Source organism: Streptomyces sp. CB02058 (genome assembly GCF_001905505.1).
Classification (GTDB): Bacteria; Actinomycetota; Actinomycetes; order Streptomycetales; family Streptomycetaceae; genus Streptomyces.
This window is the reverse complement of record NZ_LIPG01000002.1, coordinates 1,174,944-1,188,214: the sequence shown is the minus strand read 5'-3', so window position 1 is coordinate 1,188,214 and position 13,271 is coordinate 1,174,944. Positions and strand designations below refer to the sequence as shown.

General features: G+C 71.6%; 9 protein-coding genes. 3 read left to right on the top strand and 6 right to left on the bottom strand.

The features are described from left to right. Nucleotides 1–246 precede the first annotated feature (246 nt). From AMK10_RS12580 to AMK10_RS12570, 3 genes are all read right to left on the bottom strand, one after another. The gene (locus AMK10_RS12580; protein WP_073747760.1) at nucleotides 247–858 is read right to left on the bottom strand and encodes a TetR/AcrR family transcriptional regulator; all 612 of its coding nucleotides are present in this window, start codon (nucleotides 856–858) and stop codon (nucleotides 247–249) included. 59 nt (nucleotides 859–917) lie between these two features. After that, nucleotides 918–1,430, bottom strand: a complete 513-nt coding sequence (locus AMK10_RS12575; protein ID WP_073747759.1) for a pyridoxamine 5'-phosphate oxidase family protein — start codon at nucleotides 1,428–1,430, stop codon at nucleotides 918–920. A 115-nt stretch (nucleotides 1,431–1,545) separates the two neighbouring features. Continuing rightward, nucleotides 1,546–2,289, bottom strand: a complete 744-nt coding sequence (locus tag AMK10_RS12570; RefSeq protein WP_073747758.1) for a vWA domain-containing protein — start codon at nucleotides 2,287–2,289, stop codon at nucleotides 1,546–1,548. Between the two features lie 167 nt (nucleotides 2,290–2,456). Between AMK10_RS12570 and AMK10_RS12565 the strand changes: the two genes are divergently transcribed. Both AMK10_RS12565 and AMK10_RS12560 read left to right on the top strand, forming a co-directional pair. Then, nucleotides 2,457–3,371 (top strand): rhomboid family intramembrane serine protease, encoded by a 915-nt coding sequence (locus AMK10_RS12565; protein WP_073747757.1) that lies wholly within the window; start codon nucleotides 2,457–2,459, stop codon nucleotides 3,369–3,371. Between the two features lie 246 nt (nucleotides 3,372–3,617). Beyond that, nucleotides 3,618–4,358, top strand: coding sequence for a dienelactone hydrolase family protein (locus AMK10_RS12560; protein WP_073747756.1), 741 nt, complete (start codon nucleotides 3,618–3,620; stop codon nucleotides 4,356–4,358). 229 nt (nucleotides 4,359–4,587) lie between these two features. Here AMK10_RS12560 and AMK10_RS12555 read toward each other — a convergent pair whose 3' ends face one another. The 3 genes from AMK10_RS12555 to AMK10_RS12545 all read right to left on the bottom strand — a co-directional run bounded on the left by AMK10_RS12555 (nucleotide 4,588) and on the right by AMK10_RS12545 (nucleotide 11,749). Next, complete coding sequence (locus tag AMK10_RS12555) at nucleotides 4,588–6,048, bottom strand: glutamate synthase subunit beta (RefSeq protein WP_073747755.1); 1,461 nt, start codon at nucleotides 6,046–6,048, stop codon at nucleotides 4,588–4,590. After that, nucleotides 6,041–10,600 carry a glutamate synthase large subunit gene (gltB, locus tag AMK10_RS12550; RefSeq protein ID WP_073747754.1) on the bottom strand — a complete coding sequence of 1,520 codons (4,560 nt, stop codon included), beginning with the start codon at nucleotides 10,598–10,600 and terminating at the stop codon, nucleotides 6,041–6,043. Before gltB ends, AMK10_RS12555 begins: the two co-directional genes overlap by 8 nt. Nucleotides 10,601–11,017: 417 nt before the next feature. Continuing rightward, on the bottom strand, nucleotides 11,018–11,749 hold the full coding sequence (locus tag AMK10_RS12545) for a VIT1/CCC1 transporter family protein (RefSeq protein ID WP_073747753.1): 732 nt from the start codon (nucleotides 11,747–11,749) through the stop codon (nucleotides 11,018–11,020). 223 nt (nucleotides 11,750–11,972) lie between these two features. Here AMK10_RS12545 and AMK10_RS12540 point away from each other — a divergent pair, with 223 nt between their 5' ends. Continuing rightward, on the top strand, nucleotides 11,973–13,217 hold the full coding sequence (locus AMK10_RS12540; RefSeq protein ID WP_241839522.1) for an ADP-ribosylglycohydrolase family protein: 1,245 nt from the start codon (nucleotides 11,973–11,975) through the stop codon (nucleotides 13,215–13,217). Nucleotides 13,218–13,271: the final 54 nt, after the last annotated feature.

Below are 13,271 nucleotides of genomic sequence, written 5' to 3'. Positions count from 1 at the left end.
GATGCCCCCCGGGCCGTTCCCCCAAGGGCGGCGAGCCCTTCGCCCCGCGTTGGACGCCGTATTCCGCCGGGCGGCCGGGCAGCGGCCCGGCGGGCGTTCATTTCACCCGATTGCCACAGTCCCCGACCGTGGCGCCCTGCGCCGGGAACAGGAGGATTCCCGCACCGCCGTTACGCCGAACGGGCGGCGCTCCGGCCGACCGCGCGCAGCCCCCGGCCGATCGCGCGAGGGCGCCGGGGGCGATCCTCAGGCGTGCGGTGCCAGGCCGTCCAGCAGCAGGGCGAGATACGGGCGGGCGAGGCCGGCGGGGTCGTGTTCCGCGTCGGGCCCGGCCCAGGAGGCCGCGCCCCAGACCGCGTCGCCGATGAAGCGGGCGGTGAGCCGGGGGTCGGGGCCCGGGCGGAGTGTCCCGTCGGCGGCGCCGCGCTCCAGCGCGCGGAGCCAGGGGTCCTCGACCGCCGCCCGCGCGTCGGCGAGGTGGTGGAAGCCGGGCCGGGTGGCGAGGTGCGCGGCCTCGGTCCGGTAGATGGCGGCGGCGGCGCGGTGGCGCCCGATCTGCCGGAAGGTCTCGGTGACCAGCGCTTCCAGGGTCTCCCTCGGGGCGAGTCCGGAGCCGAGCACGGTGCCGTAGGCGGTCCGGAGCCCGGTCAGGAAGGTGGAGAGGATCTCGTCCGCCATCGCCTCCTTCGAGGCGAAGTGGTGGTAGAGGCTGCCCGCGAGCATCCCGGCCTCGTCCGCGATCTCCCGGACGGTGGTGGCGTCGTAACCCCGTGCGGCGAAGACCTCCGCGGCGATGGCCAGCAGTTCGGGGCGGCGCCCGGGCCGGGAGGCCGCCGCGGGCTGTTTCTTGGTAGGCACTCCCCCATTGTCCGCCCGGCCGCGCGGCGCCCGGCACCGCGTGGCCGCAGGTCAGGGCGTCACGACTCCCGGACAGGGCTGTCGTCGGCCGCCCTGCGCAAGGTGCGCAGCGGATGGCCGGGGCGCCAGACCTGGACGACGAGGTCGTCCCCGTCGATCCCGGTGCGGACGACTTCAAAGGGGTCGGCGCGGAAGAGGAGGAAGGGCTCGGGCGGTGTCACCTCGTCGACGAAGCGGGCGCGCGCAGCGGGGTCGGTGATCTCCACCGCGCGGCCGGAGACACGGATGTCCCCGTCCGCCATCTCGGCGTCGGGGCCGGGGTTGGCCTGGATGGCGAAGCGGGGGTCCCGCCGCAGGTCGAGTGCCTTGCGGGAGTTCGGCATCATGCCGAACCACAGGGCGTCCATCCGGAACTCGACCTCCAGGCCGGTGACCCGGGGCGAGCCGTCCTTGCGCAGGGTCGCCAGGACCTGGTGCTTGTACTGCTGGAACCGCTTCCGCACGGTGTCGGCGAAGTCGGGTTCCGCCGCGTGGAAGTCCTGCCAGGAGCTCGGTGTGAGGTTCGGTGTCATGGGTCCATCGAACCCGGTAATCAGGACGTCCTCTGTCGGGTTTGCCGCGTGTCTCCGGATCGGGCCCGGAACGCAGCGGCTCGTCATGCCCGCCCGGACCGTGCGGCCCGCGGGGTCATCGGACGATGCCCCGGCTCCGGGCGGCTGCCAGCCAGTGCGGGAACTCGGCGACCAGCCGGTCGTACAGCTCGGAGTCCGGTACGGCTCGCGGGTCGGGGCCCGCGTGGAAGAAGCCCGCGTTGTCGACGGGGCGTTTGGCGGGTACGTCGAGTTCGTCGAGCCGGCGCAGGAAGTCGAACTGCGAGCTCCGCTTGTTGCCGAAGCCGACGAACTGCCAGAACAGCGGCAGCTTCGCCGCCTTGCAGAGGTAGCGTTCCGCCGCGAGCTTGCTGATCGGGCCGCCGTCCGTCTGGAAGACGACGAGGGCGGGCGCGGTCGAGCCGCTGTCGAGGTAGTGGTCGATGACGGCGTCCATGGCCAGGTGGTAGCTGGTCTTCCCCATGTGGCCGAGGCCGGACAGGATCGCGTCGATGCGTCCCTGGTGGTTCTCCAGGGCGATGTCGGTGACGGCGTCGATGTCCGTGGAGAAGAACACGACGGGCACCGTGCCGTCGTCGTCCAGGTGGGCCGAGAGGCCGAGCACCTGGTCGGCCAGGGCCTGGACACTGCCGTCCTTGAAGTAGTCCCGCATCGAGCCGGAGTGGTCGATCACCAGGTAGACGGCCGCGCGCACGCCGCTCATCCCGTACTTCTCCAGGGACACCCGCGCGCTCGTCCAGTGGTCCACGATCGCGGGCGCCCGCTCGCTCACCTTGCTCAGACTGATGGCGGGACCGGCGGGTGCGGGCGGGGCGGTCATGTCGGTCTCCGATCCGGGTGCGGCCTTCTGGCGTCGCGGGGGCGGGAGTTACGAGCGTAGGCCCTCCCCCCGCCCCCAGGTGTGCCGCTCCCGTGGGGCGTTCGCTATCTTGAGCTGCCGCCGCCCCAGCGGTCCCTCCTCCCCGTCCACGAATGAAGGAGCCGGCCATGGAGGCCGCCGCCACCACGTGTTATCGCCACCCGTCGTACGAGACGTATGTGCGCTGCACGCGCTGCGACCGCTACATCTGCCCCGACTGCATGCGTGAGGCCGCGGTCGGCCACCACTGCGTGGAGTGCGTGAAGGAGGGTCAGCGCTCGGTCCGCCGGGCCCGCTCGCTGTTCGGCGGGGCGGTGCCGGACTCCGCGACACCGCTGGTGACGTATGTGCTGATGGCGCTGAACATCGTGGCGTACGTCGTCGAGGTGGTCCGTTCCGAGACGGTGGACCGGTTCGGGATGCTCGGGGCGGTGCTGGTCGACCCGGCGGGCGGGCAGTACTACTACGAAGGCGGGACGTACCCCGGGTTCGAGCTGACGGGGGTGGCCGACGGGGAGTGGTACCGGCTGGTGACGGGTGCCTTCCTGCATCTGCCGCCCGACTCGTCGTTCGGTGTGATGCACCTCGTCTTCAACATGATGGCGCTGTGGAACCTCGGCCGGGTCGTGGAGGGCCAGCTCGGCCGTGCGCGCTATCTGGCGCTGTACCTGCTGTCCGCGGTGGGCGGCTCGGTGCTGGTGTACCTGGTCTCGCCGGAGACGACGGCGGTCGGCGCCTCGGGCGCGATATTCGGTCTGGCGGCGTCCTTCTACGTCATCAACCGGCGTCTGGGCAGGGACATGCGGCCGGTCAACCGCTTCATGGCCGGCTTCCTGCTGTGGATGGTCGTCTCGGCCGCGTTCACCTCGTGGGAGGGCCACCTCGGCGGGCTGCTCACCGGCGGGCTGGTGACGTACGGACTGGCCTACGCCCCGGCGAAGCTCCGGACCTCCGCGATGCAGTTGGCCGGCGGCGTGCTGCTGGTGGCGCTGCTGGCCGTGGTGGTCGCCGTGCGGACGGCTTCCCTGACGGGCGCGGCCTGAGGGGCCTTGTCCCCAGGGGGACTTCGGGGTGGCAGGGGTCCTGCCCGGTGGACTACGTTGTGGCCCGATGACTACCGGGACGGCCTTGCGCCACACACGGATCGGTGACCCGGCCCTCCCCTGAGCGCCGTACGGGCCGGTTCCGGCCCGCGCCCTGAACGAGGACCCGGCGCCGTCGCGCGGGCTCCGCCTCCTGTCGTGCCGACCACAGCCCGACACGTCGACGACGACAGGAGAACCGAACTCATGCGCACCGGTACACGGACTCTGCACATTCCCACCGGGGACGGCCTGGCCGACGCCTTCGCCGCCTTCCCCGAGGGCGGCGGGCGGCACCCCGGGGTACTGATGTACCCGGACGGCTTCGGTGTCCGGCCCGTGCTGCGGGACATGGCCCGCGAACTGGCGGGACACGGGTACCACGTGCTCGTCCCCAACATCTTCCACCGGCACGGCCCGGCACCGGTGATCGAGCTCCCCGAGCACATCGGGGAGGAGGCCAGGCCCGCGGTCCTCGCCCGGCTGATGCCCCTGATCGAGGCGCACACGGCGGAGCGCACCCTGAGCGACGCCGACGCCTACCTCGGCTTCCTCACCGGCCGGCCCGAGGTCGGCCCCGGACCGGTCGGGGTGACGGGTTACTGCATCGGCGGGCTCCTCGCGGTGCGCACCGCCGCGGCACACCCCGGACGGGTTGCCGCCGTCGCCGCCTTCCACGGCCCCGTGGGCGCCGACGGGCCCGGCGGCCTCGCCGGGCTGACCGCCCAGGTCCACTTCGGCCACGCCGAGGGCGACATGACGCCCGAGTCACTCGGGGAGCTCGACCGGGCCCTGGGGAGGACGGGCGTCGCCTACACCTCCGAGATCTACCCCGGTACCGTGCACGGCTTCACCATGTCCGACACGGACGCCTTCGACCCGGCCGCGCTGCGGCGTCACTGGGACCGTCTGCTGCCCCTCCTCGGACGCGCCCTGTCCGGCGGCTGATGCTCCTGACCCTGCGGGGCCGGTGCGTTCGCCGCCGGGTCGCCCCCGGGCCGGTCCGAGCGATGCCGCCGGACCGGTCCGGCGCTCTCGGTGACGGCCGCCGCGTGGGCGCCGGGCCGAGCCCGCGGGGCCCGGACACGCCGCAGCGCCCGCCCTGGTCCGGTCGGGGACGAGGCGGGCGCCGCGTTCAGTTCCGTACGCCGTTGTACGGGACGTCTGTGTGCCGTGATCAGACCATCAGGGAACGGTCCGTCGGGCGGATCGGGGCGGGCAGCGCGCTGGCCCCGGTCAGGAAGCGGTCCACGCCACGCGCCGCGGAGCGGCCCTCGGCGATGGCCCACACGATGAGGGACTGGCCGCGGCCCGCGTCACCGGCGACGTAGACGCCGTCGACGTTGGTCGCGTAGTTGTCGTCGCGCGCGATGTTGCCACGCTCGTCGAGGGCGAGACCGAACTGCTGGACGAGGCCGTTGGCCTGGTCCGTGCCGGTGAAGCCCATGGCCAGGGTGACGAGCTGGGCCGGGATGACCCGCTCGGTGCCGGCCTTCTGCTCCAGCTTGCCGTCCTTGAACTCCACCTCGATGAGGTGGAGGGACTGGACGTTGCCGTCCTCGTCGCCCTCGAAGTGGGTGGTGGAGACGGAGTAGATCCGCTCGCCGCCCTCCTCGTGCGCGGAGGTGACCTTGTAGAGCATCGGGAAGGTCGGCCAGGGCTGGTTGGCGTTACGCTCCGCGCCCGGCTGCGGCATGATCTCCAGCTGGGTGACGGAGGCCGCGCCCTGCCGGTGGGCGGTGCCGACGCAGTCGGCGCCGGTGTCGCCGCCGCCGATGACGACGACGTGCTTGCCCTCGGCGGTGATCGGGGAGACCGTCAGGTCGCCCTCCTGCACCTTGTTGGCGAGCGGGAGGTACTCCATCGCGAAGTGCACGCCGTTCAGCTCACGGCCCGGGACGGGCAGGTCGCGGGAGACGGTGGCACCGGCCGCGATGACGACCGCGTCGTAGCGGCGGCGGAGCGTGGCGGCGTCGATGTCCGTGCCGATCTCCACCTCCGTACGGAACTTGGTGCCCTCCGCGCGCATCTGCTCGATGCGGCGGTTGATGTGCGACTTCTCCATCTTGAACTCTGGGATGCCGTAGCGGAGGAGGCCCCCGATGCGGTCCGCGCGCTCGAAGACGGCGACGGTGTGGCCGGCCCGGGTCAGCTGCTGGGCGGCGGCGAGTCCCGCCGGGCCCGAGCCGATGACGGCGACGGTCTTGCCGGAGAGGCGCTCGGGCGGCTGCGGGGTGACGTCGCCGCTGTCCCACGCCTTGTCGATGATGCTGACTTCGACGTTCTTGATGGTGACGGCCGGCTGGTTGATGCCGAGGACGCACGCCGACTCGCACGGAGCGGGGCACAGACGGCCCGTGAACTCCGGGAAGTTGTTCGTGGCGTGCAGCCGCTCGGACGCCGCCGACCAGTCCTCGCGGTAGGCGTAGTCGTTCCACTCGGGGATGAGGTTTCCGAGGGGACAGCCGTTGTGGCAGAACGGGATGCCGCAGTCCATGCAGCGGCCGGCCTGCTTGCTGATGATCGGGAGCAGCGATCCCGGAACGTAGACCTCGTTCCAGTCCTTGACACGCTCGCCGACGGGGCGGGTCTTGGCGACCTCGCGTCCGGTGGTCAGGAAGCCCTTGGGGTCAGCCATTGGTCGCCGCCTCCATCATCTTCTCGGTGGTCTCCTGCTCGGAGAGACCGGCGAGCTCAGCGGCGTCCTTGGCGGCGAGCACTGCCTTGTAGGTGGACGGGATGATCTTGCTGAAGCGGGCGACCGCGGAGTCCCAGTCGGCCAGCAGCTTCTCGGCGACCGTGGAGCCGGTCTCCTCCTGGTGGCGGCGCACGACGTCGTGCAGCCACTGCTTGTCGGTGTCGTCGAGCGTCTCGACGGCGCCGATGTTGCCGGTGTTGACGTTGTCGAGGTCCAGGTCGATGACGTACGCGATGCCGCCGGACATACCCGCGGCGAAGTTGCGTCCGGTCTCGCCGAGGACGACGGCGTGGCCACCGGTCATGTACTCGCAGCCGTGGTCGCCCACGCCTTCCGAGACGACCGTCGCGCCGGAGTTGCGGACGCAGAAGCGCTCGCCGGTCCGGCCGCGGAGGAAGAGCTCGCCACCGGTCGCACCGTAGCCGATGGTGTTGCCGGCGATGGTGGAGTACTCGGCGAGGTGGTCGGCGCCGCGGTCCGGGCGGACGATGACACGGCCGCCGGAGAGGCCCTTGCCGACGTAGTCGTTGGCGTCGCCCTCCAGGCGCAGCGTCACACCGCGCGGCACGAAGGCTCCGAAGGACTGGCCCGCGGACCCGGTGAAGGTGATGTCGATGGTGTCGTCGGGCAGGCCCGCACCGCCGAACTTCTTGGTGACCTCGTGGCCGAGCATCGTACCGACGGTGCGGTTGATGTTGCGGATCGCGATCTGGGCCCGGACGGGCTGGGCGGCCTCGGCGCTGTCGGCGCCGAGGGCGTCGGCGGCGAGCTTGATCAGCTCGTTGTCGAGGGCCTTGGACAGTCCGTGGTCCTGCTCGTTGACGCGGTGGCGCACCGCGCCCTCGGGCAGCTCGGGCACGTAGAAGAGGGGCTCCAGGTCGAGGCCCTGTGCCTTCCAGTGCGTGACGGCCCGCTCGGTGTCGAGGAGTTCGGCGTGGCCGACGGCCTCCTCGATCGTGCGGAAGCCGAGCTCGGCGAGGATCTCGCGGACCTCTTCGGCGATGAACTCGAAGAAGTTGACGACGTACTCGGCCTTGCCGGAGAAGCGGTCACGCAGGACGGGGTTCTGCGTGGCGATACCGACCGGGCAGGTGTCGAGGTGGCAGACGCGCATCATGACGCAGCCGGAGACGACGAGCGGCGCGGTCGCGAAACCGAACTCCTCGGCGCCCAGCAGCGCGGCGATGACGACGTCACGGCCGGTCTTGAGCTGGCCGTCGGTCTGGACGACGATGCGGTCGCGCAGGCCGTTGAGCAGCAGGGTCTGCTGGGTCTCGGCGAGGCCGAGCTCCCAGGGGCCGCCCGCGTGCTTGAGCGAGGTGAGCGGCGAGGCGCCCGTTCCGCCGTCGTGGCCGGAGATGAGGACGACGTCCGCGTGGGCCTTGGAGACACCGGCCGCGACCGTGCCGACGCCGACCTCGGAGACCAGCTTCACGTGGACGCGGGCCGCCGGGTTGGCGTTCTTGAGGTCGTGGATCAGCTGAGCCAGGTCCTCGATGGAGTAGATGTCGTGGTGCGGCGGGGGCGAGATCAGGCCGACACCCGGGGTGGAGTGCCGGGTCTTGGCGACCCACGGGTAGACCTTGTGCCCGGGCAGCTGGCCGCCCTCGCCGGGCTTCGCGCCCTGCGCCATCTTGATCTGGATGTCGTCCGCGTTGACCAGGTACTCGCTGGTCACACCGAAGCGGCCGGAGGCGACCTGCTTGATGGACGAGCGGCGCGCCGGGTCGTAGAGACGCTCGGCGTCCTCGCCGCCCTCACCGGTGTTGGACTTGCCGCCCAGCTGGTTCATGGCGATGGCGAGGGTCTCGTGCGCCTCCTGCGAGATGGAGCCGTACGACATGGCGCCGGTGGAGAAGCGCTTGACGATCTCGGCCGCCGACTCGACCTCGTCGATGGAGATCGGCTCGCGGCCGCTCTTGAAGCCGAAGAGTCCGCGCAGCGTCATGAGGCGCTCGGACTGCTCGTTGACCCGGTCGGTGTACTTCTTGAAGATGTCGTACCGGCGGTTGCGGGTGGCGTGCTGGAGACGGAAGACGGTCTCCGGGTCGAACAGGTGCGGCTCGCCCTCGCGGCGCCACTGGTACTCGCCGCCGATCTCCAGCGCGCGGTGCGAGGCGGAGATGCCCGAGGCGGGGTACGCCTTGGCGTGCCGGGCGGCGACCTCCTTGGCGACGACGTCGAGTCCGGCGCCGCCGATCTTGGTGGCGGTGCCGTTGAAGTACGTGGCGACGAAGGCGTCGTCGAGGCCGACGGCCTCGAAGACCTGGGCGCCGCGGTAGGAGGCGACGGTCGAGATGCCCATCTTCGACATGACCTTCAGGACGCCCTTGCCGAGGGCGTAGATCAGGTTGCGGATGGCCAGCTCGGGCTCGATGCCCTCGATGAACGTACCGGCGCGGACGAGGTCCTCGACGGACTCCATGGCGAGGTACGGGTTGACGGCGGCGGCGCCGTAACCGATGAGGAGCGCGACGTGGTGGACCTCGCGGACGTCGCCGGCCTCGACCAGCAGGCCCACCTGGGTGCGCTGCTTGGTGCGGATGAGGTGGTGGTGGACGGCCGAGGTGAGCAGCAGCGACGGGATCGGCGCGTGCTCGGCGTCGGAGTGCCGGTCGGACAGGACGATGAGGCGGGCGCCGTCCTCTATGGCGGCGTCGACCTCGGTGCAGATCTGCTCGATACGGGCGGCGAGGGCGTCACCGCCGCCGCTGACCCGGTAGAGACCGGCCAGGGTGGCGGCCTTCATGCCCGGCATGTCGCCGTCGGCGTTGATGTGTATGAGCTTGGCCAGCTCGTCGTTGTCGATCACCGGGAACGGCAGGGTGACGGCGCGGCAGGCGGCGGGGGTCGGCTCCAGGATGTTGCCCTGGGGGCCGAGCGTGGAGCGCAGCGAGGTGACGAGCTCCTCGCGGATGGCGTCCAGCGGCGGGTTGGTGACCTGCGCGAACAGCTGGGTGAAGTAGTCGAAGAGCAGCCGGGGGCGCTCGGAGAGCGCGGCGATCGGCGAGTCGGTGCCCATGGAGCCGAGGGGCTCGCCGGCGGTGCGGGCCATCGGGGCGAGGAGGACGCGGAGCTCTTCCTCGGTGTAGCCGAAGGTCTGCTGGCGGCGGGTGACCGAGGCGTGGGTGTGGACGATGTGCTCGCGCTCGGGGAGGTCCTCGAGCTCGATCTCGCCGGTCTCCAGCCACTCCTGGTACGGGTTCTCGGCGGCCAGGGACGCCTTGATCTCGTCGTCCTCGATGATGCGCCGCTCGGCGGTGTCGACGAGGAACATCCTGCCGGGCTGGAGGCGGCCCTTGCGGACGACCTTGGAGGGGTCGATGTCCAGGACGCCGACCTCGGAGGACAGGACGACGAGGCCGTCGTCGGTGACCCAGTAGCGGCCGGGGCGCAGACCGTTGCGGTCGAGGACCGCGCCGACCTGGGTGCCGTCGGTGAAGGTGACGCAGGCCGGGCCGTCCCAGGGCTCCATCATCGTGGAGTGGTACTGGTAGAACGCGCGGCGGGCCGGGTCCATGGAGGCGTGGTTCTCCCATGCCTCGGGGACCATCATCAGCACCGAGTGCGGGAGCGAGCGGCCGCCGAGGTGGAGCAGTTCCAGGACCTCGTCGAAGGACGCCGAGTCGGAGGCGTCCGGCGTACAGACGGGGAAGATCCGGTCGAGCTTCTCGGTGCCGAAGAGGCTGGAGGCGAGCTGGGACTCGCGGGCCTTCATCCAGTTCCGGTTGCCCTTGACCGTGTTGATCTCGCCGTTGTGCGCGACGAAGCGGTACGGGTGGGCGAGCGGCCAGCTCGGGAAGGTGTTGGTCGAGAAGCGGGAGTGGACCAGCGCGACCGCGGTGGCGAAGCGGCCGTCGGAGAGGTCCGGGAAGAACGGCTCCAGCTGCCCGGTGGTGAGCATGCCCTTGTAGACGATCGTCCGTGCGGAGAGCGAGGGGAAGTACACCCCGGCCTCACGCTCGGCGCGCTTGCGCAGGACGAACGCCTTGCGGTCCAGCGCGATGCCGGTGCTCGTGCCGTCGGCGACGATCAGCTGGCGGAACTCGGGCATGACGGCGCGGGCGCCGTTGCCGAGGATGTCCGGCGTGACCGGGACCTGGCGCCAGCCGAGGACGTCGAGGCCCTCCTCGGCGGCGATCTTCTCGATCTGCTTCACCGCGTCGGTGGAGTCGTCCGCGGGCAGGAAGGCGATGCCGACGGCGTAGGAGCCGGCCTCGGGGAGGTCGAACGCGACCTCTTCACGCAGGAAGGCGTCCGGAACCTGAAGGAGGATGCCGGCGCCGTCACCCGAGTCGGGCTCGGATCCTGTGGCGCCGCGGTGTTCGAGGTTGCGCAGTACGGTCAGCGCCTGCTCGACCAGCTCATGGCTGGCCACACCGGTCAGAGTGGCCACGAACCCGACGCCACAGGCGTCGTGCTCGTTACGGGGGTCGTACATCCCCTGCTGGGCGGGGCGACCGTCCATGGGCGACCAGGCGTCGGAACGCATCGGCTCTCCCGTCGTCGTCGTGGCATGTGCTGTGCCGAGGGACGACTCTGGCCCTCTGCGAAATTTCGTGCAGGTTACATGATGGAACGCTTCTCAAAAAGCGAATAGTCCGTTCCATCATGCGGACACCACGAAGCAGTGGTGCGGGGTGGGTCATGATCGAACGCGTCCATGTGGATCACTGTCCGGGGAGACCGCAGAGAGCAGGCGTCGTTGCCCGCGATGTCTACGGCTCTTGCCCAGCGGTCATGGAATTGAAACCGCCGAGTAACGGCTACTTATGTGTAGCACTGCATAGTGTCTCATTTTAAGGCGGGCCTACCCCATCCGCCCAGTGACGTGCGCCAAGACGTACGTCACACCGGTGCGGCACCGCGGGGGCCCGGGAAGTCCCGTGGACGGGGCCCGGCCGGCCGGTCAGCCGACGGCCACCCCGAAGAGCGCGCCCAGGCCGTAGGTGATCGCCGCGGCGGCACCACCCAGCACGAGCTGGCGCAGCCCGCTGAACCACCAGCTCCGCGCCGTCACCCGGGCCACCACCGCGCCGCAGCCGAAGAGGCCGGCGAGGGCCAGCAGGACGGCGGGCCACATCTGGCCGGCGCCGAGCAGATAGGGCAGTACGGGCAGGAGGGCGCCCAGTGCGAAGGCGCCGAAGGAGGACACGGCGGCGACGAGCGGCGAGGGCAGGTCGCCCGGGTCGATGCCGAGCTCCTCGCGCGCGTGGATCTCCAGGGCCTGCTCGGGGTCCCTGGACAGCTGCCGGGCGACCTCCTGGGCGAGCTGGGGCTCGACACCGCGCGACTCGTACAGCGCGGCGAGCTCGGCCATCTCGTCCTTGGGGTGTTTGCGCAGCTCACGCCGCTCGACGTCCAGCTCGGCCTCGACGAGTTCGCGCTGCGAGGCGACCGAGGTGTACTCCCCCGCCGCCATGGAGAACGCACCGGCCGCCAGTCCGGCCAGGCCCGTGATGACGATGGTCTGCTGGGAGACCGCCCCTCCGGCCACGCCCGTCATCAGGGCGAGGTTGGAGACGAGACCGTCCATGGCTCCGAAGACCGCCGGCCGCAGCCAGCCGCCGTTGACGTCGCGGTGGGTGTGGTTGTCCCGGTGGGCCTCGTGCAGTACGGCGTCGGTCTCGATGATGGACACAGCTCTCCCCTCGTCCGGGAACGGGGGCCCTGCGTTCACCCCCGCCCCGCGTCCTCGAAAATACGCACGAAAAAGGGCTCCCGCCAGCAAGGAAGGCCGAACTTACCTGCCTCGGAAGCGTCACCCGAGCGGCCGATTTGTACTAAATGCACGCCTCTCTTCACCAGGATCGGGGAAACCTCGCACATCCGGTCATTCCGGGTGGGAGCGAAGGGGCGACACGATGGAGCTCATGGCGGACGGCACGGCGGCGGACACGGCCGACCGGGCCCGCGGGGCGTTGCTGGGGCTGGCGGTGGGGGACGCGCTCGGCGCCCCGGCGGAGAACATGCGCCCGTCCGAGATCCGCCGTCGCTGGGGCCGTATCGAGGGCTTCGTGAGCGACGACCCGGCGGGCACGGACGACACCGAGTACGCCATCTTCTCGGGGTTGCTGCTGGCCAGACACGGTTCGGCGCTCACCGTGTCGCACGTCGAGCGGGCCTGGCACCACTGGATCGCCGATCTGGACGAGGGACCCTTCCGGGGCGCGGGGTTCAGCGAGCGCGGCACGCTGGAGAATCTGCGGCGCGGCCTCGCCGCGCCGATCTCGGCGCAGCACCGGCACGCCTGGAGCGACGGTCTCGCGATGCGGGCGGCGCCGTTCGGGGTCTTCGCTGCGGGCCGCCCCGCCGAGGCCGCCAGGCTGGTGGCCGTGGACGGGCGGGTCAGCCATGACGGGGAGGGCATCTACGGCGGGCAGGCCGTCGCGGCGGGGGTGGCCGCCGCGATGGTGGGGGCGGGGCTCGCCTCCGTGATCGCCGCCGCGCTCTCGGTCGTGCCGATGGACTCCTGGACGGCCCGCTCGCTGCGCCGCGCGGTCACGGCGGCACAGCGCACCTATCCGGACCGGCTCACGGCGGAACGTGCGGTGCGCTCGGCGGTGGTGATCGGCGGCTACCCGTGGACGGACCTCGCGCCGGAGGCGGTCGGCCTGGCCTTCGGCGCCCTGACGGCGGCGCGCGGAGACTTCCGTACGGCGGTACTCACGGCCGTGAACATGGGACGGGACGCCGACACCACCGCGGCGGTGGCGGGCGCTCTGGCGGGAGCCCTGCACGGGGCTTCGGCGATCCCCCGGGACTGGGCGTCGGCGATCGGCCCGGTGCGGGGCAGCTGCCTGCCGTCGATGCGCGGGTATCACATCCTGGACATCGCGGAGCTGCTGACCCCGGACGACACGGAGGAGCCACCGGGCCCCCGCGCGGCCCCGGAACCCTTCGCCCGGGCGACCGCCGAGGACCCGTCGGGGCCGCATCCGGCCCCCGGGGCCTTCACCCCGCTCGCCGCCCGGCACGAGACGTCCGGTGCCGCGTGGGCCGGCGGCGCGGGGCGGGGTGACGGGCCCACCGGTGCCGCCCGGCCCGGCGGGGCACCCCCCGGCACCGCGTGGCAGGGGCCGGTCCGCACCGGGCGGGGTGTCCTGTGAGCGCCCGGAGCGCCTCGCAGGGCGCTTCCACGGCCTCGGCGGAGTCCGCCGCGC

Excerpts from the sequence above, each read along its gene's own strand:
- AMK10_RS12575 (WP_073747759.1), bottom strand. The coding sequence starts at position 1,430 with ATGACACCGAACCTCACACCGAGCTCCTGGCAGGACTTCCACGCGGCG.
- AMK10_RS12570 (WP_073747758.1), bottom strand. The coding sequence starts at position 2,289 with ATGACCGCCCCGCCCGCACCCGCCGGTCCCGCCATCAGTCTGAGCAAG.
- AMK10_RS12565 (WP_073747757.1), top strand. The coding sequence starts at position 2,457 with ATGGAGGCCGCCGCCACCACGTGTTATCGCCACCCGTCGTACGAGACG.
- AMK10_RS12560 (WP_073747756.1), top strand. The coding sequence starts at position 3,618 with ATGCGCACCGGTACACGGACTCTGCACATTCCCACCGGGGACGGCCTG.
- AMK10_RS12555 (WP_073747755.1), bottom strand. The coding sequence starts at position 6,048 with ATGGCTGACCCCAAGGGCTTCCTGACCACCGGACGCGAGGTCGCCAAG.
- gltB (WP_073747754.1), bottom strand. The coding sequence starts at position 10,600 with ATGCGTTCCGACGCCTGGTCGCCCATGGACGGTCGCCCCGCCCAGCAG.
- AMK10_RS12540 (WP_241839522.1), top strand. The coding sequence starts at position 11,973 with ATGGAGCTCATGGCGGACGGCACGGCGGCGGACACGGCCGACCGGGCC.